Annotated in this window: 21 protein-coding genes; 17 read left to right on the top strand and 4 right to left on the bottom strand. The window is 50.5% G+C overall.

The features are described 5' to 3' along the window. Positions 1-9: 9 nt before the first annotated feature. Positions 10-1,515, bottom strand: a complete 1,506-nt coding sequence (locus EDC33_RS07405) for a potassium/proton antiporter (protein ID WP_124010694.1) — start codon at positions 1,513-1,515, stop codon at positions 10-12. Between the two features lie 79 nt (positions 1,516-1,594). Here EDC33_RS07405 and EDC33_RS07400 point away from each other — a divergent pair, with 79 nt between their 5' ends. After that, positions 1,595-2,305, top strand: a complete 711-nt coding sequence (locus EDC33_RS07400) for an ATP-binding cassette domain-containing protein (RefSeq protein WP_124010693.1) — start codon at positions 1,595-1,597, stop codon at positions 2,303-2,305. Here EDC33_RS07400 and coaW read toward each other — a convergent pair. Together coaW and EDC33_RS07390 are read right to left on the bottom strand one after the other, a co-directional pair. After that, complete coding sequence (coaW, locus tag EDC33_RS07395) at positions 2,300-3,097, bottom strand: type II pantothenate kinase (protein WP_124010692.1); 798 nt, start codon at positions 3,095-3,097, stop codon at positions 2,300-2,302. The genes EDC33_RS07400 and coaW overlap by 6 nt on opposite strands. Positions 3,098-3,171: 74 nt before the next feature. Continuing rightward, positions 3,172-4,749, bottom strand: a complete 1,578-nt coding sequence (locus EDC33_RS07390; RefSeq protein WP_124010691.1) for a BCCT family transporter — start codon at positions 4,747-4,749, stop codon at positions 3,172-3,174. Between the two features lie 160 nt (positions 4,750-4,909). Here EDC33_RS07390 and EDC33_RS07385 point away from each other — a divergent pair, with 160 nt between their 5' ends. The 4 genes from EDC33_RS07385 (at position 4,910) to EDC33_RS07370 (ending at position 10,277) form a co-directional block, all read left to right on the top strand. Then, positions 4,910-5,749 (top strand): GNAT family N-acetyltransferase, encoded by an 840-nt coding sequence (locus tag EDC33_RS07385; protein ID WP_094906376.1) that lies wholly within the window; start codon positions 4,910-4,912, stop codon positions 5,747-5,749. A 72-nt stretch (positions 5,750-5,821) separates the two neighbouring features. Then, positions 5,822-6,364, top strand: a complete 543-nt coding sequence (gene rpoE, locus EDC33_RS07380) for a DNA-directed RNA polymerase subunit delta (protein WP_124010690.1) — start codon at positions 5,822-5,824, stop codon at positions 6,362-6,364. 221 nt (positions 6,365-6,585) lie between these two features. Then, complete coding sequence (gene pyrG / locus EDC33_RS07375; RefSeq protein WP_124010689.1) at positions 6,586-8,181, top strand: CTP synthase; 1,596 nt, start codon at positions 6,586-6,588, stop codon at positions 8,179-8,181. 176 nt (positions 8,182-8,357) lie between these two features. Then, entirely contained in the window at positions 8,358-10,277 is a 1,920-nt protein-coding gene (locus tag EDC33_RS07370) for a heavy metal translocating P-type ATPase (RefSeq protein ID WP_170156378.1), read from the top strand. Here EDC33_RS07370 and EDC33_RS07365 read toward each other — a convergent pair. Then, entirely contained in the window at positions 10,195-10,707 is a 513-nt protein-coding gene (locus EDC33_RS07365; protein ID WP_040105964.1) for a DUF2529 family protein, read from the bottom strand. The genes EDC33_RS07370 and EDC33_RS07365 overlap by 83 nt on opposite strands. Positions 10,708-10,819: 112 nt before the next feature. Between EDC33_RS07365 and EDC33_RS07360 the strand changes: the two genes are divergently transcribed. The 12 genes from EDC33_RS07360 (at position 10,820) to glyA (ending at position 21,342) form a co-directional block, all read left to right on the top strand. Then, positions 10,820-11,677, top strand: a complete 858-nt coding sequence (locus EDC33_RS07360) for a class II fructose-bisphosphate aldolase (protein WP_040105963.1) — start codon at positions 10,820-10,822, stop codon at positions 11,675-11,677. A gap of 147 nt (positions 11,678-11,824) precedes the next feature. Beyond that, a complete protein-coding gene (fsa, locus tag EDC33_RS07355; protein WP_094906382.1) occupies positions 11,825-12,475 on the top strand; it encodes a fructose-6-phosphate aldolase in 651 nt (216 codons plus the stop codon). A gap of 27 nt (positions 12,476-12,502) precedes the next feature. Continuing rightward, positions 12,503-13,771 (top strand): UDP-N-acetylglucosamine 1-carboxyvinyltransferase, encoded by a 1,269-nt coding sequence (murA, locus tag EDC33_RS07350; RefSeq protein WP_124010687.1) that lies wholly within the window; start codon positions 12,503-12,505, stop codon positions 13,769-13,771. A gap of 185 nt (positions 13,772-13,956) precedes the next feature. Further along, complete coding sequence (gene rho, locus EDC33_RS07345; protein WP_124010686.1) at positions 13,957-15,273, top strand: transcription termination factor Rho; 1,317 nt, start codon at positions 13,957-13,959, stop codon at positions 15,271-15,273. A 115-nt stretch (positions 15,274-15,388) separates the two neighbouring features. After that, entirely contained in the window at positions 15,389-15,604 is a 216-nt protein-coding gene (rpmE, locus tag EDC33_RS07340) for a 50S ribosomal protein L31 (RefSeq protein WP_040105959.1), read from the top strand. 99 nt (positions 15,605-15,703) lie between these two features. Beyond that, on the top strand, positions 15,704-16,783 hold the full coding sequence (gene prfA, locus EDC33_RS07335) for a peptide chain release factor 1 (RefSeq protein ID WP_124010685.1): 1,080 nt from the start codon (positions 15,704-15,706) through the stop codon (positions 16,781-16,783). Continuing rightward, positions 16,770-17,621, top strand: a complete 852-nt coding sequence (prmC, locus tag EDC33_RS07330; protein WP_124010684.1) for a peptide chain release factor N(5)-glutamine methyltransferase — start codon at positions 16,770-16,772, stop codon at positions 17,619-17,621. Before prfA ends, prmC begins: the two co-directional genes overlap by 14 nt. Before the next feature lies 1 nt (position 17,622). Further along, positions 17,623-18,669, top strand: a complete 1,047-nt coding sequence (locus EDC33_RS07325; protein WP_124010683.1) for an L-threonylcarbamoyladenylate synthase — start codon at positions 17,623-17,625, stop codon at positions 18,667-18,669. After that, positions 18,666-19,079, top strand: a complete 414-nt coding sequence (locus tag EDC33_RS07320; RefSeq protein WP_094906388.1) for an arsenate reductase/protein-tyrosine-phosphatase family protein — start codon at positions 18,666-18,668, stop codon at positions 19,077-19,079. The genes EDC33_RS07325 and EDC33_RS07320 overlap by 4 nt, the downstream gene beginning before the upstream one ends. Positions 19,080-19,140: 61 nt before the next feature. After that, on the top strand, positions 19,141-19,569 hold the full coding sequence (rpiB, locus tag EDC33_RS07315) for a ribose 5-phosphate isomerase B (RefSeq protein WP_124010682.1): 429 nt from the start codon (positions 19,141-19,143) through the stop codon (positions 19,567-19,569). Then, positions 19,538-20,083: a TIGR01440 family protein gene (locus EDC33_RS07310; RefSeq protein WP_094906389.1), complete on the top strand. Its 546-nt coding sequence runs from the start codon at positions 19,538-19,540 to the stop codon at positions 20,081-20,083. Before rpiB ends, EDC33_RS07310 begins: the two co-directional genes overlap by 32 nt. Positions 20,084-20,106: 23 nt before the next feature. Next, on the top strand, positions 20,107-21,342 hold the full coding sequence (glyA, locus tag EDC33_RS07305) for a serine hydroxymethyltransferase (RefSeq protein ID WP_094906390.1): 1,236 nt from the start codon (positions 20,107-20,109) through the stop codon (positions 21,340-21,342). Positions 21,343-21,390 lie beyond the last annotated feature (48 nt).

Below are 21,390 nucleotides of genomic sequence, written 5' to 3'. Positions count from 1 at the left end.
CGGGACCTCCTATTTTTCCTCTTTTGCAGCCGGTGGTTTTACCCGCCCTTTTCTGGGCTTGGGTATTTCCCGAGGTTTGCTGAAGTAGGCTTCTGTCCGTTCGCGCAGTTTCCTCGGCATCATGACATATATGAAATCTTCGGAATGCATTGCGGTATCGCCATTCGGCGTGATGAGTTCGTCATCCCTTATGATGGCAATCACCAGCACATCAGTCGGCAGATCCAAGTCCATGATCTTGACATTTTCATGGGCGGACTGCGAAGGCAGTTCAATACCGTAAATATCATTCTGGGTCTGCCCGAGTGCAAGAAGCTCTACAGAATAGGCTGGGGTGTCGGTTTCGCCTTCATCGAATCCGAGCCAACGCGCCACAGGTGTGATTGTACTCCCCTGGAGCAGGGCCGAGAACAGGACGATGAAGAATACGACATTGAAGACGAGGTACCCGTTATCAATGTCACTTACAAGTGGATAGGTGGCAAGTACGATGGGTACAGAACCACGCAGTCCTGCCCAGGAGATGAATATCTTCTCCTTGAAATCGTATTTGCTTGCGATCAGTGTAAGGAAGACACCGATGGGACGGGCGATGAACATGAGTATGAGTGCCATCAGTATGCCTTGGAAAGTATAGTTCAGCAGTTCTTCCGGAAACGCAAGTAGTCCAAGCATGATGAACATGACGATCTGCATCATCCATGCCAGACCTTCATTGAAGCGGAGGATGGAATGCTTGTAGGTGAGCGGCCGGTTGCCCATCAGTACAGCCATGATATAGACTGCGAGGAGGCCGCTTGCCCCGATCACTTCGGTCACGCCGAATGCGAGCATCGCAAAACCGAGGGAGAGGACCGGGTATAGCCCGGAAGCCTCCAGGTCGATGCGGTTGATGACGAATACCGCAAGGCGGCCGATGATGATGCCGGCAAGCAGTCCCACACCCATCTGCCAGAAGAAGGAAAGGAATAGAAGGAAAACATTATTGTCCCCCGGCATCTCTATGATGGAAATGATGGTGACGGTTAGGAAGACGGCCATCGGATCGTTGGTGCCGGATTCGGCTTCGATTGTCGAGGACAGCTTTTCCTTGATGTTTTTGCTGCCGAATACAGCAAATACGGCTGCAGCATCAGTAGAACCGACTATTGCCCCCAGCAGCATCGAAGTCATCATGTCCAGTCCAAGTACAAAATAGGCAAATATGCCCAGGATGAGACTGGTAAGTAATACGCCTACGGTGGCAAGCAGTATCGCCGGTCCGGCAACTTTCCTGATTGCCATGATATTCGTCTGAAGTCCCCCTTCAAACAATATGACGACGAGTGCGATCATACCAATGAGCTGGGTCATCTCTACATCATCATAATAGATGATCTGATTGAGCAGTATCCCGATGATGATGAACAGGACCAGGGAAGGGACACCGAGTCGTGACGAAAACCGTGTCATCACAACACCCAGGACCAGAAGGATGGCAATTAATAGAACGGGATAGTCTATGTGGACATCCATCAAAAACCTCCTTTTCTTTCAACATTTGTGTATATAATTATAAGTGACTCATTTAGAAAATACTAGTAGAGGTACTTTTATGTTAAAGATTGAACAACTTCAAATTTCATATGAAACATTTGGATTGGAAATCGAGGAGATCGAGTTTCCGCAGGGAGTGAATGTCGTTCTGGGGCCGAATGGTGGTGGGAAAAGTTCTTTTATGAAGGGCATAATCGGATATGGTCATGAAACGCTCAGTAAAAGGTCCATACAGTTCCGGGGGGAACCTTTGGAGAGGGTGGAAGGCATCATCAGCTATCTTCCCCAGGAGAATCCGAGGTTCAGGGTACTTGTCCACGAATATCTTACGATGACCAGCGGAAGTGTGTCAAAAAGAGTATTCGATGAAACTGTCATGCATTTTGCTCTGGAATGTTTACTTGGACATTCGATAGAAAGCCTCTCCGGTGGAGAATTCAAAAGGGTCCAATGTGCACAGATCGCGTTGGAGGATAAGCCGGTAATCATGCTTGATGAGATGGAGCAGGGGCTTGATATGAACTATCAGCACGAAATGATGGATTGGATATGCAGGGAGGGGGAGGGCAAAGTGATAGTTGCGAGTATGCATGATGCTTCACTCGCCCTGACATATGCAGATACAATTACACTGGTAAAGGACGGCAGAGCCGAAGGCCCCGTGCCGTCAGCCTCAGTGACGAGTGAAATGCTATCCGCATGCTTCGGCCTGCCATTGACGGTCAGACGGCAGGAAGGTGTGGCCCTGGTCTATCGCAACCTGCTATAGAATTGCGCCGAGGGCTCCAGAATACTCACCGTTATGGATGATGTGGGCTTTCGCCCCCTTCAAGCCGGCATAGCGGTTGATGATGTCCTTCATGACGTTGTTGTCCAGCAGGGTGGAGCCGATGAACACCATGTCATTGGTTTCAAAACCTTCAGCCAGACTGATGCCGACTGCAGTCACAGTTTCACCGACGAGACCTATGACCGCCTGAAGCTTATCTTCAGGACCCATATCTGAGGTGTTCCCGGAGAGGACATTGCCGAAATTGCTTGCTGTAAGGTCTCCCGGAATCGGCGTCGGCCTGCCGGCATAGATATGGTGCACTTTGAGGTCGATTTCATCCCTGTTGCCCTTCTCGGCCAGGCGTATGATCTCCTCGTAGTCATCCATATCGACCAGCAGTTTCGCCAGCCCTATCAGGGTGCCGCCGCCGACGCCTGAACCTCCGACGCGCTCCTGGCCGTCCGGGGAAGCGTAATGGAAACTTGTGCCGGTTCCGACATTCAAATAGACGAAGTGGTCGAGGGCGATGCCCTGCTCCTCCATAAGGATCTTCAATCCCCGGTATGTAGCATCGAACTCTATCGAGGTGCCGGCAGTGTTTTCCAGCTTCTCGGCCATGTATTCCGCCTTGCCGCCTGTCAGGAAGATCTGGTCGGCTGCATGTTCCCTCTTCAGTTTCCCAATCAGCTGATCGATTTCCACAGATGGCCATTTTTCGAATTTCCTGGACCCATTTTCCAAATATGCCACTTTTATGAGCGTACCGCCTGCATCAATTCCAATTTTCATAAATTGCCTCCACATAAAAAGAATGTCATTGGCTCCATTATACCAATGACATTCTTTATTAGTAATATTTAATTTTAAGCTTTTCTGCGATCTCTGCGCTGACGGCGTTTCATGGAATCATTCGGTTCACGCCTCAATGATTTCGAGACGGAGATGATCATCGCTATGAGGACGGCACCAAAAGGCAGACCAGCCAGCAGTGATGCTGCCTGCAGGCTCGTCAGACCGCCGGCGATGATGAGTGTGACTGTAAGTGTTCCAAGGAGTACACCCCAGATGATCTTAAGTCTGGTGCTTGGCGAGTCCGTGTTGCCTGATGTCATGCCGGCCACGATGAAGGTTGCCGAGTCTGCTGATGTGACCAGGAATGTGAAGATGAGCAGGATTGAGAGTGCTGAGAAGATCTGCGTCATCGGCAGCTGGTCAAACAGTGCAAATAGGGCAGCTGTATTATCCTCAAGTACGAGTTCCCCGATGTTGGTGCCATTGAAGAGGTCGGAATAGATTGCCGTACCCCCAAGGGCTCCAATCCATAGGAAGGAGAGCATCGGCGGGATGATCAGAATGCCCATTACGTATTCACGTATGGAACGTCCTTTGGATACACGGGCTACAAATGAGCCGATGAATGGGCTCCATGCGATGACCCATGCCCAGTAGAATACTGTCCATTCCTGAACCCAGACTTCGCCGGTATATGGCTGCATGCGCAGGGAGTATCCAACATAGTTTGAAAGGTAGTCCCCAAGACCGACGATGATGCTTTCCATGATGAATGTGAACGGTCCCACAGCCATGACGAAGATGGTGATGACTGCAGCAAGCAGCATGTTCAGGTTGCTCAGCCATTTGATGCCGCGCTTCAGTCCTGTTGTAGTGGAAAGGATGAAGAGCCCGGTCATCAGTGCTGTAAGTATGATTTGCGTGAGTGCGCCGGAAGGGACGCCGAATGCAATATTGAGGCCGCCGTCCATCTGCATGATGCCGAGACCTACAGATGTCGCCATGCCGGTTACGGTAGCGATGACTGCAAGGATGTCGATGGACTTCCTCGCCTTCTGGTTATAATTCTCTCCAAGAAGAGGCTCAAGGGATGTTGAAACCAGGCCATCCTTCTTCTTCCGGTATTGGTTGTATCCGATGGCCAGACCGGCGACACCGAATATCGACCATTGGGAAATGCCCCAGTGGAAGAACGAATAGCCCATGGCCATACGGGCAGCCTCGACAGTCTCCGTCTCCCCTCCAGGAAATGGAGATATCATGAAGTGGCTCATCGGTTCCGCGACACCGAAGAATACGAGACCTACACCGAGGCCTGCAGAAAACAGCATGCCGATCCATGAGCGGAATGAGAACTCGGGTTTCGATTGGTCACCACCGAGCTTGATGCGTCCGTAAGGTGAAAGTGCAAGAAAAATTAGAAATACAGCAAAACCGAATACAGCAAGCATGAAGAACCAGCTGAAGTATTCCGAAATCCATCCATACACCGACTCCGAAGCGATCAAGAACCGGTCAGGGATGATTGTTGCAACGAGTGCTGCAATTACGATGACAGTAGCTGAGACCCAGAAGACGAGACCCAGAATGGACTTCTGCCTTTCTTCCCCTTTGTTATTGGATGACTTATCCAAATTGTCGTTGTCCAAAATTTTTCCCCCTAGAATTAAATTGTAATTTAATCTACCCCAACTTTATCATATTAAACACTGCAAAGGTGTTGAATATCAAGCTGACTATTTTATACTTGAAAGGGTATAGTATGTATCATAACAAAACGATAATACATGTCAAAAGGAGTTCAGGCTAATGAGTGATATACATATCCGGCCATTTATAGAAGAGGACAGACCGAGTCTCGCTGCTTTCAGGCTGAGTGAGCAGCAGCAGATATATTCAAGCCTTCCTGTGGATGTACTCGATGATGCGATTGAAGACTCTGACCGTACACCTTGTGTCGTGTTGAACGAAACAGGCGAAACCGTCGGTTTTTTCGTACTTCATAAACATTATCAGCATGAGGGGTATGCGACTCCCCATGAAGTGGTGTACATCCGTTCGCTCTCGATCAATGAAGCGTTCCAGGGCAGAGGGTACGGCACCAGGGTCGCGATGTCCCTGCCGCTGTTCGTACAGGAGCATTTCTCGAATTTCGACCATCTGTACCTGGTAGTGGATGCAGAAAATCAGGGTGCCTGGAACTTGTATGAGCGAGCCGGCTTTGCCCACACCGCCACCAAGGAAGACGGGCCGATCGGCAAGGAGCGCCTATACTATCTGGACCTTGATCAGAAGTATGTCCATAACATCAAATTGAAGCTGGATGAGACCGTGGACATCCCGGACATCAAAGTCGACATCGTGCTCAACCAGAAAAAGCAGATCGGTCATATCGAGGGTGTGCTCAATGGAGAAGTGCTGCATATTTCCCATCTGCATGTCGAGGAGGCGGAGCGGGACCGCGGGGTCGCATCCAGCGCCTTGAGGCAGCTTGGCACATTCCTGAGGCGCGCGCTTCCGGACGCGGGGCAGCTGATGGTGTACACGGATGATGCAGAACGGAAGACGCGCCTGTTTGAAAGGGTCGGCTTTGTCAGGCTTGAAGACGTGGACGGGAAGAAAAGGTTCATGAAGTATATAAACTATTAATTAGTGCTTGATTCATACGGATTTTCGCTGTATGATATCCCTTGATATTCCAGACTGGAAAGGATGAATGAAATGAGACTGGACGAATACTCCAAAGAGATGATGGACGAAAACTCCTTCATCGAAATGTCATATATGTATCTGCAGGATGCCGGCAAAGAGGCGAACCTGTATGACATCATCGATAAGTTCAAGGAAATCGGTGGGTACTCCGATGAGGAAATCGAAAATCGTGTGCTGCAGTTCTATACTGACCTCAATACGGATGGCAGGTTCCTGAGTACAGGAGATGGTGTCTGGGGTCTGAGAGACTGGTATTCCATCGATGACATTTCCGACAAGATCGCCCCTACAATCCATAAGATCGAGCTTGCTGTAGAAGATGAGGAGCCGCAGATTGCAGAGGATGAGGATGACAGTGTGAGTGATGCATTCGACCAGGACAAGGAACTTGTAGAATCCGATGTGGAGAATCTCGATACCCCAATCAACGGAGCTGAAGTTGAAACAGAAGATGACCTCGACGACTCGGTGGACGAAACCATCGGTGAAAATGTCGAATATGACGATACAGACGAACTTGAGGACAGCTACGAGGATAAACCTGATCTCTAGGACTGCAACTTCCAGTTGACATTCATTAGAAAAGTGATATTATTTTTATTGGGCTCCCTGAAAAAGGGATTGTAAAGAAAGGCTCCTTTTCACCAAGTGTGGAAGGGGGCCATTTTTATTTGCAGCCGGGAAGCATCACTGCATCCTGCTGCATCACCGCATCGAATCGGCCATCACCGACATGGTGGCGACCAAGTTCTATAATCACAGGAGGAAGTGCAATGACTAAATATATTTTTGTGACTGGCGGGGTTGTTTCCTCTCTTGGCAAGGGCATTACAGCTGCGTCACTCGGAAGACTGCTGAAGGACCGGGGATTCTCGATTACGATCCAGAAATTCGATCCATATTTGAACGTGGACCCGGGTACGATGAGTCCGTATCAGCATGGGGAAGTGTTCGTCACCGAAGATGGTGCGGAAACGGATCTTGACCTCGGACACTATGAACGTTTCATCGACATCAATCTCCACAAATACTCGAACGTGACAGCCGGGAAGGTATACTCTGAAGTCATCAGGAAGGAACGCCGCGGCGACTATCTGGGCGGGACGGTCCAGGTGATTCCGCATATCACAAATGAAATCAAATCCCGTCTGATCCAGGCAGGGGAAGAGTCCAACGCAGATATTGTCATCACTGAAATCGGTGGTACGACAGGGGATATAGAATCGCTGCCTTTCCTGGAATCCATACGGCAGCTGAGAAGCGATCTTGGTCGCGAAAATGTCATGTATATACACTGCACACTTCTGCCATACATCAAAGCCGCTGGAGAGATGAAGACCAAACCGACCCAGCACAGTGTCAAGGAACTGCGCGGACTGGGCATCCAGCCCGACATGATCGTTGTGCGTTCAGAACATGCGATGGGCGAGGATCTGAGGGACAAGATTGCATTGTTCTGCGATATCGACAAGGAAAGCGTCATCGAGGCAAGGGATGAGGAGACGATCTATAATATCGTCATCAGACTCCAGGAGCAGCGCATGGACTCCCTCGTCATCGACCGTCTCAACTTGACGTCCGAAAAGGAAGCGGAGCTCAAGGAATGGAAGCATCTGCTGCAGAACCTGAACAGCATTGAAAGAAAGATTACAATCGGCCTGGTCGGCAAATATGTCACCCTTCAGGATGCGTATCTGTCAGTAGCGGAATCCTTGAGGCATGCAGGGTATGAACGGCAGGCTGACATCGACATCAAGTGGATCAACTCGGAACACCTCACAGAGGAGAACTATGAAGCGGAGCTTGCTGAAGTGGATGGCATCCTCGTGCCCGGCGGATTCGGTGAACGCGGAGTGGAAGGCAAGATCTATGCGCTTCAATATGCCCGCCAGAACAATGTGCCGCTGCTTGGGATATGTCTCGGCATGCAGCTCGCCACTGTCGAATTTGCAAGGAATGTGGCGGGACTTGCAGGGGCACACTCCAGTGAGCTTGATGAAGAGACGCCACATCCGGTCATCGACCTGATGCCCGACCAGAAAGATGTGGTCGACCTTGGCGGCACGCTCCGCCTGGGCAGTTTCCCTTGTGAAATCAAGGAAGGAACAATCGCGCGCGAACTCTATGGCAAAGCAAGCATAGAGGAACGACACCGCCACCGCTATGAGTTCAACAACCGCTACAAGGAGCAGTTGGAAGCGGAAGGCATGGTATTCTCCGGTACATCACCGGATGGCCGTCTGGTTGAAATGATAGAGCTTCGTGACCATCCGTATTTCGTAGCTGTACAGTTCCATCCGGAATTCCAGTCCAGACCTACACGTCCACATCCATTATTCCAGGGTCTCATCAATGCATGTGTAAAATAAAATTTTAAAGGCCATCCGGGCAATTAGTGCCCGGATGGCCTTTTTTGGGTTGCCGATCCATAACGATAATCATTGTCATCATCCACAGAAGTTTCAAAAAGGAATTGTAATTTTATTCATATATTGACGGATAACCAAGTATAATGGAAGTGAGGAAAGATGCGGGAGGGAAGGATATGAAGAAACTCCAATTATACTTTACAGTCATTTCGGGCATACTGATTGGACTGGGATTCTACATTCAACGCTTCACTGATATCACATGGTATCCGGCAGTCTTTGTACTGGCCTTCATCATCGGTGGCTGGTTCCAGGCGAGGGAAGGCATTACAAAGACCGTAAATGAGAAGAAATTGAATGTTGAACTGCTGATGATCATTGCTGCGACCGGTGCTTCCATCATCGGCTATTGGTTCGAGGGGGCCATCCTCATCTTCATCTTCAGTGTGAGCGGTACCCTTGAAGCTTATGCAGAGGGCAGGACGCGTGATGCAGTGCAGTCACTCATCAAGATGAAGCCGAATGTCGCCAGCAGGGAGCTCCCCGACGGGGAATATGAAATTGTCGATGTTGAAGACCTCACTATCGGAGATGTCGTCATGGTACGCAGAGGCGACGTTTTCCCGATTGATGGCGTCATCACAGAAGGGGCGACGGAAGTGGATGAGGCGTCGCTGACGGGGGAGTCTGCGCTCGTCACCAAAGAGGCGGATGACACCGTGCTGACTGGTTCCATAAATGAAGGCGGGGTCGTGTCGGTGAGGATGACGGTCGATAATGAAGAAACCATCTTCAACAGGATGATTGAAATGGTACGTGAGAGCGAAAGTGTGCCTTCCAAGCGTGCACAGTTCATCGACCGGTTTGAAAACAAGTATGTATGGATCGTTCTCATCACGACTGCCTTCATGATGTTCATGCCGCATTATATTTTCGGCTGGAGCTGGAATGAGACGTTCTACCGGGCGATGGTGCTGCTCGTAGTCGCTTCGCCGTGCGCGGTCGTGGCATCCATCACACCTGCAACGCTGTCTGCCATTTCCACAAGTGCCAAAAACGGAGTGCTGGTCAAAGGTGGCAAATTCATGGAGCAGCTTGACGATGTGGACTACGTCCTCTTCGACAAGACGGGGACCCTTACAAAAGGGGAGCCTGTCATCACACATTTTGAAGTGCAGGAAGGTGAGGACCGCAGAAGGATCGCAGCAAATGTGTACGCTTTGGAACGGTTAAGCAACCACCCATTGGCTGTGAGGATCAGCGGACATTTTGAAGATGCGAAGCAGGAAGGGCTTGAGGCAGAGGAGGTCCATGATGTGGTCGGGCGCGGGGTCGAAGGGCGTGTTGGCGGCCGTCTTGTCCAGGTGGTCAAGGCAGAGGCAGATGATTTCATGGAACCTTTCAAATCCGAACTCCTCGACACGGGGCATACGGTCACCGTATATATTGAAGATGGGGTCAAAAAGGCGCTCATCGCATTGAAGGATGTCGAGCGGCCGGAAGCAGCGGAGGTCATCAGGAAGCTCAATGAAATGGGCAAGGAGACGGTCATGGTATCCGGGGACAACCCGAAGGCAGCCGACTCTGTTGCAAAATCGATCGGACTCAAAAAGGCGATCGGAAACCAGAGTCCTGAAGACAAGGTGCATCATATCAATGCCTATAAGGAGAAGGGTGTGGTCATGATGGTCGGGGATGGTGTCAATGACGCTCCGGGCATCAAGCAGGCGGATATCGGCGTGGCAATGGGGAAAGGCACCGGGATAGCGCTCGAAACGGCAGACATCGTCCTTATGAAGGAGCAGCTTTCAAGGCTGCCGGAAATGATGCGCCTTTCTTCACGGCTTGACGGCGTAATCAAACAGAACCTGACCTTTTCAATTGCAGTCATACTCGTGCTGATCGCTTCCAATTTCTTTCAGCTGATCAATCTGCCGCTTGGTGTCATCGGTCATGAAGGCAGTACAATCCTTGTCATACTGAATGGGCTGAGGCTGCTCGCCAATAGGGAGTTCAATATGCCTCATTCGTCATTTCATCGACAAGGACAAACAGATGATCATAGAAGTATAGGAATGCAGAGATATAAGGGTTAACAATTTTGTCGAAATTCGGCGTCGGAATGAGGGGACGCGGGGATGACAAATCGATATAATGGTGAAGGTGGTCGATCAATTCAGCTTCATGCTTATTGTAGTTGGAGACCAATACAAATTCCTTCCCGGCATCCTGAAGCGCTGTAATGGATGACTTGACCTCTTCATCGAACTGGTTGGCGAGGACAAGCACACGGTCGGGCGCATCCACTGCTTCCGGTGAATCGAAGGATCTTGTTTTTGGAAGGGCGAGGGAACCGGTCAGCAGGAAGGGTTCAATTCCCCTGAAGTCATGGAAGGTCTGCAGGTGGATTTCACCTTCGCTGCCCACTGCCTGGGCGAGGAGGCGTGCGGCCATTTCTATCTCCTCTTCCTGCGCGTTTATATGATTGTAGATGTTTGTCAATTGCGTCTGCAGTATTTTATCCATATGATCTCTCCATTCGGCTTGATGGTAATGCAATGTTACCAAAACATTGGCCCGAATTAAATGTTTTTGCTATAATCACGTAAAGGAACGAACTTTTAGGAGGAAACTTATAATGCCTTTAGTATCAATGACGGAAATGCTCAACAAAGCAAGAAAAGAAGGATACGCGGTCGGACAATACAATGTGAACAACATGGAATTCGCCCAAGCGATCCTCATGGCATCAGAAGAAGAGAATGCACCAGTCATCCTGGGCGTTTCGGAAGGCGCTGCGAAATACATGAGCGGCATGAAGACTGTGGTCAAAATGATAGAAGGCCTCATGTCCGACATGAACATTACAGTACCTGTGGCGATCCATCTGGACCACGGCTCAAGCTACGAAAAGTGCATAGAGGCTATCGGGGCGGGATTCACTTCGGTCATGATCGATGCTTCCCACGGGCCTTTCGAAGACAACATCGCAACGACGAGAAGAGTGGTCGAGTATGCACATGAGAGAGGCGTTTCTGTTGAAGCGGAGCTCGGCGTGGTCGGAGGACAGGAAGATGATGTAATTGCGGATGGCGTCATCTATGCCGACCCGGAAGAATGCCGCGAACTGGTGGAGCGCACAGGCATCGACTGCCTTGCACCGGCACTTGGTTCCGTACACGGTCCCTATAAGGGCGAGCCGAACCTCGGCTTCAAGGAAATGGAGGAGATCGGCAACCAGTCGGATATTCCATTGGTACTCCATGGCGGCACGGGCATTCCGACAAAGGATATCCAGAAGGCGATTTCCCTCGGTACAGCCAAAATCAATGTGAACACCGAAAGTCAGATAGCGTCTGCGAAGCGGGTAAGGGAAGTGCTTGCCAATGATGCTGATGTCTACGATCCACGAAAATACCTCGGCCCTGCAAGGGAAGCGATCAAAGAAACAGTTCAGGGTAAAATCAAGGAATTTGGCACTTCCAACAGAGCCTAGCATGATGAAGCCATCCCGGCCGGGGTGGCTTTTGTTTGATTTATCCACGAAAAATGTATAAAGTTTGATAGTATATATTACCATTGCCGATTACAAGGTGATTACCCTATAATGAAACAATAACCCAGACGGAGGTGCGATCGATTCATGAAATATTTTATTGATACAGCGAATATGGACGAAATAAGAGAAATAAATGAGTGGGGTGTGCTTGCAGGTGTAACCACGAACCCTTCCCTTGTTGCAAAGGAAAAAGGCATTTCATTCCACGACCGGCTTGTGGAAATATGTGAACTTGTAGGCGGTCCGGTCAGCGGGGAGGTCATCTCCCTTGAAGCGGATGGCATGATCGAAGAAGGCAGGGAACTCGCCAAGCTCCACGAACACATCATCGTCAAGATTCCAATGACGGAGGAGGGCATGAAGGCTGTTAAAGTGTTATCCGGTGAAGGCATCAAGACGAATGTCACCCTTGTGTTCAATACTGTCCAGGCCCTTACCGCAGCACGGGCCGGAGCGACCTATGTGTCCCCGTTCATCGGAAGACTGGATGATATCGGATTGACAGGCCTCGACCTTATCGCAGACATCAAGCATATCTTCACTGTGCATGGCATCGACACGGAGATCATAGCAGCCTCCATCAGGAACGAGTCCCATATCCATGGGTCGGCGATGGCAGGTGCGGACATTGCGACGATTCCGTATAAAGTTCTGAAGAAATTGACGCAGCATCCTTTGACGGATAAAGGCATCGACAAGTTCCTCGAAGACTGGAACAGTATAAAGGACCAATAGGCGGTCCGCCATATAAGGAGAAGAATTATGGGTAAAGAAGTAATTAAAGTGCGGGGCGGCAGAATGCTGTCTGGTGAAGTTGAAATCAGCGGGGCCAAAAATAGTGCAGTGGCACTCATACCTGCATCATTGATGGCTTCAGAAGGGAAGGTCGTATTGGAAGGCCTTCCGGAGATTTCCGATGTCAAAACATTGATGAGCCTTCTGAATGACTTGAACATAGAAACTGAACTCGACGGCACGACGCTTGAAATCAATGCGGAAGATGCAGAGAACATGCCGCTTCCGAACACGAAAGTACAGTCGCTCCGTGCATCCTATTATATGATGGGCGCCATGCTGGCACGCTTCAAGAAATGTGTCATCGGCCTGCCGGGTGGATGTCCACTCGGCCCCCGCCCAATAGATCAGCATATCAAAGGGTTCGAATCCCTGGGTGCGAAGGTGACCAATGAACATGGCGCGATGTACCTGGTGGCGGATAAGCTGAAAGGTGCCAAGATCTTCTTTGATGTCGTTTCCGTAGGTGCCACCATCAACCTCATGATTGCAGCAAGCTGCGCCGAAGGGAAGACCATACTCGAGAATGTGGCCAAGGAGCCTGAAGTAGTGGATGTCGCTTCCCTACTGAACAATATGGGCGCAGATATCCGTGGTGCCGGTACAGATACCATTAAGATCAATGGTGTCGAAAAGCTGCATGGCACTACACACAACATCATCCCCGACCGCATTGAAGCGGGCACCTACATGATTACCGGAGCGGCTGTGGGCGACAAATTCACGGTCCGCAACATCATTCCGACCCATATGGAATCACTCACTGCAAAACTTGAGGAACTTGGTGTGGAGATTGAAATCGGAGATGATTTTGCTACGATCACAAAGCCTGATGTATATAAGCCGATTTCCGTGAAGACCCAGGTTTATCCCGGGTTCGCTACAGACCTGCAGCAGCCGCTGACGCCTTTACTGTTCATGGCTGACGGTGTGAGCAAGATCACCGAAACCATCTACCCAGCCCGTTTCAGACATGTGGATGAACTGGTGAGGATGGACGCGAAAATCGAACAGGCCAGTGGTTCGGCACTCATCTTCCCGTCCCAGCTTAAAGGTACGCATGTCTATGCAAGCGACCTGAGAGCGGGCGCCTGTCTGCTGATCTCCGGCTTGACGGCAGAAGGTATAACGACCATACACAATGTCAACCATATCGACCGTGGATATACGGATATCGTCAAGAAACTCGATGATCTGGGCGCAGAAATCTGGCGTGAGAAAGTCGAGGAAGACTGATGGATGAAGCAAACTCGGACTGCCTGGCAGTCCGAGTTTGCTGTTTTAATGAGGTGTATGCGTCCTGGATCGTCATCTTTCCTTTTATAAAACAATGGTGTAGAATATGGAATGGCTAAAATCCTCCTCTCCAATCATCCCCTCCTGAAAGAGCAGAACCCAATACATGAAAGTGAAGTGAATATATGGCTGAAAGAGAATCCACAGGGTTGAAGTATGAATCCTTCGATGCATTATATAAGAAGAACAATACAAAGGAACTGACTGTGCGTGCGAAAGAGTTGGGGCTCTCCAACTACAGCCGCCTAAATAAAAAGGAGCTTGTCCTTGCCATAATGGAAGCCGAGATGGAAAAGGACGGCAACTACTACATGGAAGGGGTCCTCGATGACATACAGCCGGATGGCTATGGATTCCTCCGGACCGTCAACTTCTCGAAGGGGGAGAAGGATATATACATTTCCGCTTCCCAGATAAGAAGGTTTGAACTGAAGAAGGGGGACAAGGTCACTGGAAAGGTCCGGCGCCCCAAAGAGAATGAGAAGTACTACGGCCTGCTGCAGGTGGACTTCATCAATGACCACAATGCCGAACATATCAGGAAGAGGCCCCACTTCCAGGCGTTGACCCCCCTCTATCCCGAGGAGCGCATCAGGCTGGAAAACAAGCCGACCGACCTCTCTACACGCATCATGGATCTTGTCACCCCGATAGGCTTCGGTCAGCGGGGCATGATCGTTGCGCCGCCAAAAGCGGGCAAGACATCCCTGCTGAAGGAGATCGCAAATGCGATTACCAAGAACCACCCGGAGACAAAGCTCTTCATCCTTCTGATCGGGGAACGCCCCGAAGAGGTGACTGACCTGGAGCGTTCCGTGGAGGATGCGGAAGTCGTGCATTCGACTTTCGACGAACCGCCGGAGCACCACGTCAAGGTCGCTGAACTGCTGCTCGAGCGGACGAAGCGTCTCGTCGAGATGGGGGAAGATGTCATCGTACTGATGGATTCGATCACCAGACTGGCCCGTGCCTATAACCTTGTCATCCCACCGAGCGGGCGGACGCTTTCGGGCGGACTGGACCCGGCAAGCCTGCACAGGCCGAAACACTTCTTCGGCGCCGCCAGGAATATAGAGGCGGGCGGCAGCCTGACCATCCTTTCCACGGCGCTGGTTGAAACGGGCAGCCGCATGGATGACGTCATCTATGAGGAATTCAAGGGTACCGGGAATATGGAACTGCATCTCGACCGCAGCTTAAGTGAACGGAGAATCTATCCGGCAATTGACATCAGGCGGTCGAGCACAAGAAAAGAGGAGCTCCTTCTCGATAAGGCGGAACTCGATGTGCTGTGGCAGCTCCGGAATCTCTTCACCGATGCACCCGACTTTACGGAACGCTTCCTGAAGATACTCAAGCAGACCAAGACGAACGAGGAGTTCTTTGATGTATTGAGGGAGAGGATGCTTTCTTCCCAATCCACAGGCCGTCCTGTAATCTGATTGATCCGTTCCCCTTGATTTCTTTGGGGAAACCTTGTATAATATGTAAGTATTGAAGTGGGATCCCACTAATAAACTCTGTGCCAGATGGTTCAGGGCAAAGGAGCTGGAAATAATGAAACAAGCAATTCATCCGGAATACAACAAAGTAAACGTTGTGTGCTCATGCGGCAACGAATTCGAAACTGGTTCAGTAAACAGTGAAGACATCAAAGTGGAAGTATGTTCTGAATGCCACCCATTCTACACTGGACGCCAGAAATTCGCTTCTGCAGATGGCCGTGTTGAAAAATTCAACAAAAAATTCGGTTTTAAAAGCGCAAACGAATAAGACTATACAACTGTACTGGAGTTACATTCCAGTACAGTTTTTTTGTGTCCAAATATGATATAATTGACGAGATTAAAGAGACGAAAAGGTGAAAATTACATGTTTGATCAACTCGAAATAATTGAAAACAGATATGAACAACTCAATGAAATGCTGAGCGACCCCGACGTTGTCAGTGATTCGGACAAGCTCAGGGAATACTCGAAGGAGCAGAGCGACCTCCAGAAAACAGTGGAAGTCTACAGGGAGTATAAACAGAAGAAGGAAACGATCGAAGAGTCCCGCATGATGATGAATGAAACAGATGACAAGGAAATGCTCGAGATGCTCAAAGAGGAGATTTCCGAATCCGAAAAGGCGATTCCAGGACTCGAAAGCCAGTTGAAGCTTCTCCTCATTCCAAAAGATCCAAATGACGACAAGAACGTCATAATGGAGATACGCGGGGCAGCAGGTGGCGATGAAGCCCAGATTTTTGCAGGAAACCTGTTCCGCATGTACTCGCGCTACGCCGAAGAGAACGGGTGGAAGACGGAAATCGTTGAAGCGAATGCCAATGATCATGGAGGATACAAGGAAATCAGTTTCCTGATACAGGGGAATGGCGCCTACTCCAAGCTCAAATTTGAAAATGGGGCGCATCGTGTACAGCGTGTGCCGGAAACGGAATCCGGCGGCAGGATCCATACATCCACCGCTACAGTCGCAGTACTGCCGGAAGTGGAGGATGTGGAGGTGGAGATCCGCAACGAAGACCTCAAGATAGACACCTACCGTTCAAGCGGTGCCGGCGGACAGCACGTCAATACGACGGATTCTGCAGTGCGCATCACCCACCTGCCGACAGGCACGGTGGTCACTTCCCAGGACGAGAAGTCACAGATCAAGAACCGAGAGCGGGCCATGAAGGTGCTGAAAGCGCGTGTCTACGACATGATGCTGCAAGAGGCCGAGGCTGAATATGCAGAGAAGCGGAAGAGTGCTGTCGGGACAGGGGACCGTTCCGAGAGGATCCGGACATACAACTATCCGCAGAACCGTGTGACAGATCACAGGATCGGCCTGACGATCCAGAAGCTCGATCAGATCATAGAAGGGAAACTAGATGAAATCATCGATGCCCTGACGATCGAAGAACAGACGAGCAAACTGGAAGAATTGAATAATGCATCCCTATAGCTACAGGGAGATGATCAAAGAGGCGAAAGCCTCTTTGAGCGTATCCGGAGGAGAAACACGGCCGGCGATGCTCCTGCTCGAAGACCTCTTCGGCATGGGGACGGTGGATTTCCTCATGGATGGCGACCGTGAGGTGCCTCCATCCGACTATGAGCGGTATAGTGAGGCGCTGGGACGCATCATAGATGGGGAGCCATACCAGTATGTCGTGGGTTCAGCATGGTTCTATGGCGAAAAGTTCAAAGTGTCGAAAGAAACGCTGATACCCCGTAATGAGACGGAAGAGCTCGTGGAGCTTGTGCTGGCGCTGGAACAGGATGATGGCAGGAAAGTTGTGGACATCGGGTGCGGCACCGGAGTCATCGGATTGACGCTGGCGGCTGCATGGCATGATAATGAAGTCATACTTACCGATGTCTCCGGGGCGGCACTCGAAATCACAAGAGAAAATGCACGCACCCTTGGGGTCACCCCCAAAATCATGCAGGGGAGTTTATTTGAGCCATTGATGGCGGAAAGCATGAAAGTGGACTGTGTGATTTCAAATCCACCCTATATTGGCTATAATGAAGTGGATGACATGGGGGCCTCTGTCATCAACCATGAGCCCGCGCTGGCGCTTTTTGCGGAAGATGGAGGGCTCGGCCTGTATAAGAGCATGATAGATCAACTGGAGGATGTACTGCATCCGGGAGGGATGGTCTATTTTGAAATCGGCTGGAGGCAGGCCGGAATCCTGTCGGACCATGTTACGGCCCGCTGGCCGAAAGTGGAGCCACGGGTGAAGAAGGATATGAATGGGAATGACAGAATACTCTATTTCAGATGGGAGGTCTAGCATGGATACAAAAATCTGGGAAATCAGGACGGAACAGCTGAAGGATCGGACTACCGAGGAAAAGATGAAAGAGATCAGGACAGCGCTGGAATATGGGGAGGTGATCGGCATACCGACCGAAACCGTCTATGGTCTGGCAGGTGATGCAAGGAATCCGGAAGCGATACATAAAATATTCGCAGCGAAAAATCGGCCGGGTGACAATCCGCTCATTGTACATATATACAGCATGGATCAGCTTGAAGACTTCACTGAGCCGTTGGACATGAAGGTGCGCACCTTGATGAAGCATTTCTGGCCCGGTCCGATTTCGTTCATCCTGCCGCTGAAGGGGAACATGCTCGCCAGCAATACTGTAGCGGAACTTGATTCGGTTGCGGTCAGGATGCCGAGCCACCCCGTAGGGCATGCCATACTTGAAAAAGTCGGCTTCCCCCTTGCCGCCCCCAGTGCGAACCTGAGCGGCAAACCTTCACCTACACACTACAGTCATGTCATCGACGATCTGAATGGCAAGGTGTATGGCGTTGTTGCAAGCGATCCTGCCACCTACGGACTGGAGAGCACGGTGCTTGACTGCACCCAATTCCCCTACCGCATCGCAAGACCCGGAAGCATCACCAAAGGGGCACTGGAAAACGTCTTGAAAGAGACCGTCAGCAAACACGAGGGATCGGCAGAAAAGCCGATCGCCCCAGGGATGAAGTATAAACATTATGCGCCGCGCCAACCCATGGCCGTCATCGAAGGCGGCCTCAGGAGCAATACGCATCTGAGGGTCGAGGAGGGACAGAAGATCGGGGTCATCGCTCCGGAAGCCGTCCGGGGCCATGTGCCGGAACACGCATACTTCATCAGCCTGTGCTCAGGTGAGGATGATTACCGGGAAGCGGGGCGCAATCTATATGCCGCCCTGAGGAAGATGGATAAATCGGATGTCGATCTGATCTATATCCATGGTTTCCCGAAGAGTGAAGCGACTGAAGCAGTGATGAACCGGATCTATAAGGCCACTGGAAATGAGATAATAAGGGAAGATCCGAAATGAAGATCATTTTTGTGTGTACAGGCAATACCTGTCGCAGCCCTTTGGCTGAAAGCTATGCCAAAACTCAGTTCTGTAATGAAGGGACCGCTTTCGAATCGAGGGGGCTTATGGTCTTCGCAGATGGCATCAGTCCCCTCTCGAAGAGGATAATTGAACGGGAGGGCCTGGAAGAGCCATCATCGCCACGACAGCTGATGGGGGAAGATACAGAAGAAGCACTCCTGCTGGTGATGACCAAAGCCCACAAGAGGGCGGTGAAGGATCAGTTCCCAAGTTCGGATGTGCGTATGATCAGCGAATTTTCCGAAGGCACCGTGGAAGATGTCATCGACCCCTACGGGGGGAGTGAAGCGGATTATGAACGTGCTTTCCGCCAATTGAAGCAATTTATTGATAAATTCAGACTGTAATTTGCCCATGACCACTTTTTTATGGAGACATTTGATATATAATGAAGGTGAGGTGAAGAATATGAAAGTGATTATCGCTTCCGACCATGGAGGGTTCAACCTGAAAAACTCCATTGTCCAAAAATTGCAGGACACAGGGGTGGATATTACGGATTTCGGTCCGGACTCCGACGACTCCGTAGACTATCCGGATTTTGCCCGCCCTGTAGCGGAGAAGGTCGCTTCCGGAGAATATGACCGGGGCATCCTGATCTGCGGTACCGGCATTGGAATGAGCATCACGGCAAACAAGGTCCGGAATATCCGGTGTGCCCTCGTGCATGATACTTTTTCCGCTAAAGCCACACGCGCGCATAACGACTCCAATATGCTGGCCATGGGAGAACGGGTCATCGGCCCGGGACTCGCAGATGATATCGTGGATATCTGGCTCAACACGGAGTATGAGGGGGGCAGACATGAACGAAGAGTTTGCAAGATTGAAGAATGACCTGGATGTTCTGATCGAGCAGCTGGAAGCGTCGGATTTCTTCAAGGAGGGGGAGGACCTTCTGATAGGCTGCTCCACTTCGGAAGTCATGGGACACCATATCGGCAAGGAGAGTTCCATGGAAGTCGCCGAGCTTATATTCGACGCCTTCCATCAGGCGGCCGAGCGCAATCGGCTGAACATCATGTTCCAGGGCTGTGAGCATATCAACCGGGCAGTGACAATGGAATATGATGTGGCACGCGCGCACAAGTATCCGCCGGTCAGTGTCGTACCACACCGGTCTGCCGGGGGCAGTCTGAGCGAATACGCCTATCATCATCTTTCCCGGCCGGTAGTGGTTGAACATGCTGCTGCAGACCGGGGAGTGGATATCGGACAGACGCTGATCGGCATGCACCTTCATCATGTGGCAGTGCCATTCAGGGTGGAGCAGAAGACAGTCGGCAAAGCGAATGTCACTCTTGCATATTCCAGACCAAAACTCATTGGAGGTCCTCGCGCACATTATTAAACAAACATTTAAGGAGAGAAGACATGTCATTTATCGAATCACAAGACCCGAAACTTTTTGAAACAATTGAAGCAGAGCTTGATCGTCAAAACAACAATATTGAACTGATCGCCTCAGAGAACTTTGTATCGGAAGCGGTCATGGAAGCCCAAGGCTCAATACTCACCAATAAATATGCTGAAGGCTATCCCCACAAACGTTATTACGGCGGTTGTGAAAATGTAGATGTTGTGGAAGATCTCGCACGGGAACGTGTGAAATCCCTGTTTGGCGCAGAGCATGCCAATGTTCAGCCTCACTCCGGCTCCCAGGCGAATATGGCCGTCTATTTCTCAGTTCTGAAGCCGGGAGACACTGTTCTCGGCATGAACCTGAATCATGGTGGCCACCTGACGCACGGCAGCCCAGTCAACTTCAGTGGTAAGCTTTTCAACTTTGTAGATTATGGTGTGAGAAAAGAAGATGAATTGATCGATTATGACGAACTCCTTAAAATTGCCAAGGAGCACAAGCCGAAAATGATCGTTGCCGGCGGAAGTGCCTATACACAGACGATCGATTTCAAGAAGTTCCGCGAAATTGCAGATGAAATCGATGCTTATCTGATGGTCGACATGGCCCACATTGCAGGACTCGTTGCAGCTGGCCTGCATCCGGACCCAGTCCCTTATGCCGACTTCGTCACGTCTACAACGCACAAGACATTGAGGGGCCCGCGTGGCGGACTCATCCTTACAAAAGAAGAGCACGCGAAAAAAGTGGACAAGAACATCTTCCCGGGAATCCAGGGTGGACCACTCATGCACGTTCTTGCTGCGAAGGCTGTGGCTTTCGGTGAGGCGCTGAACCCTGAATTCAAGGAATATCAGGAGCAGGTCATCAAAAATGCGAAGACGCTTGCTGGAAGGCTTTCAGAAAAGGGACTGCGCATCGTTGGCGGCGGCACCGAGAACCATATCGTCCTCGTCGATGTGAAAAGTTTCGGTCTGACAGGCAAACAGGCGGAAGAGGCACTGGATGAGATCGGAATCACATGCAACAAGAATACCATTCCTTTCGATGAGGAATCCCCATTTGTAACAAGTGGAATCCGTCTTGGAACTCCGGCGATGACCAGCCGTGGCTTCAAAGAGGAAGAAATGCAGGAAGTGGCTGACCTTATCGCGGAAACACTTACGGCTGTCACAGAAGGTACGAAGTATGAAACGCTGAAGGACAGAGTAAGTGCGCTGACATCCAAATTCCCACTATATAAATAAAATTGACCATGCCGGAATGGGGACACCCCATTCCGGCACAATTGAGAG

The organism is Salinicoccus roseus, from assembly GCF_003814515.1.
In the GTDB taxonomy this organism is placed as follows: Bacteria; Bacillota; Bacilli; order Staphylococcales; family Salinicoccaceae; genus Salinicoccus; species Salinicoccus roseus.
Note: the sequence above shows the minus strand (reverse complement) of the source record. Positions and strands in the feature narration are given on the sequence as shown.

What these genes read in the sequence shown, in the direction of transcription:
- EDC33_RS07405 (WP_124010694.1), bottom strand. Translation starts at nt 1,515, where the DNA reads ATGGATGTCCACATAGACTATCCCGTTCTATTAATTGCCATCCTTCTG.
- EDC33_RS07400 (WP_124010693.1), top strand. Translation starts at nt 1,595, where the DNA reads ATGTTAAAGATTGAACAACTTCAAATTTCATATGAAACATTTGGATTG.
- coaW (WP_124010692.1), bottom strand. Translation starts at nt 3,097, where the DNA reads ATGAAAATTGGAATTGATGCAGGCGGTACGCTCATAAAAGTGGCATAT.
- EDC33_RS07385 (WP_094906376.1), top strand. Translation starts at nt 4,910, where the DNA reads ATGAGTGATATACATATCCGGCCATTTATAGAAGAGGACAGACCGAGT.
- rpoE (WP_124010690.1), top strand. Translation starts at nt 5,822, where the DNA reads ATGAGACTGGACGAATACTCCAAAGAGATGATGGACGAAAACTCCTTC.
- pyrG (WP_124010689.1), top strand. Translation starts at nt 6,586, where the DNA reads ATGACTAAATATATTTTTGTGACTGGCGGGGTTGTTTCCTCTCTTGGC.
- EDC33_RS07370 (WP_170156378.1), top strand. Translation starts at nt 8,358, where the DNA reads ATGAAGAAACTCCAATTATACTTTACAGTCATTTCGGGCATACTGATT.
- EDC33_RS07365 (WP_040105964.1), bottom strand. Translation starts at nt 10,707, where the DNA reads ATGGATAAAATACTGCAGACGCAATTGACAAACATCTACAATCATATA.
- EDC33_RS07360 (WP_040105963.1), top strand. Translation starts at nt 10,820, where the DNA reads ATGCCTTTAGTATCAATGACGGAAATGCTCAACAAAGCAAGAAAAGAA.
- fsa (WP_094906382.1), top strand. Translation starts at nt 11,825, where the DNA reads ATGAAATATTTTATTGATACAGCGAATATGGACGAAATAAGAGAAATA.
- murA (WP_124010687.1), top strand. Translation starts at nt 12,503, where the DNA reads ATGGGTAAAGAAGTAATTAAAGTGCGGGGCGGCAGAATGCTGTCTGGT.
- rho (WP_124010686.1), top strand. Translation starts at nt 13,957, where the DNA reads ATGGCTGAAAGAGAATCCACAGGGTTGAAGTATGAATCCTTCGATGCA.
- rpmE (WP_040105959.1), top strand. Translation starts at nt 15,389, where the DNA reads ATGAAACAAGCAATTCATCCGGAATACAACAAAGTAAACGTTGTGTGC.
- prfA (WP_124010685.1), top strand. Translation starts at nt 15,704, where the DNA reads ATGTTTGATCAACTCGAAATAATTGAAAACAGATATGAACAACTCAAT.
- prmC (WP_124010684.1), top strand. Translation starts at nt 16,770, where the DNA reads ATGCATCCCTATAGCTACAGGGAGATGATCAAAGAGGCGAAAGCCTCT.
- EDC33_RS07325 (WP_124010683.1), top strand. Translation starts at nt 17,623, where the DNA reads ATGGATACAAAAATCTGGGAAATCAGGACGGAACAGCTGAAGGATCGG.
- EDC33_RS07320 (WP_094906388.1), top strand. Translation starts at nt 18,666, where the DNA reads ATGAAGATCATTTTTGTGTGTACAGGCAATACCTGTCGCAGCCCTTTG.
- rpiB (WP_124010682.1), top strand. Translation starts at nt 19,141, where the DNA reads ATGAAAGTGATTATCGCTTCCGACCATGGAGGGTTCAACCTGAAAAAC.
- EDC33_RS07310 (WP_094906389.1), top strand. Translation starts at nt 19,538, where the DNA reads ATGAACGAAGAGTTTGCAAGATTGAAGAATGACCTGGATGTTCTGATC.
- glyA (WP_094906390.1), top strand. Translation starts at nt 20,107, where the DNA reads ATGTCATTTATCGAATCACAAGACCCGAAACTTTTTGAAACAATTGAA.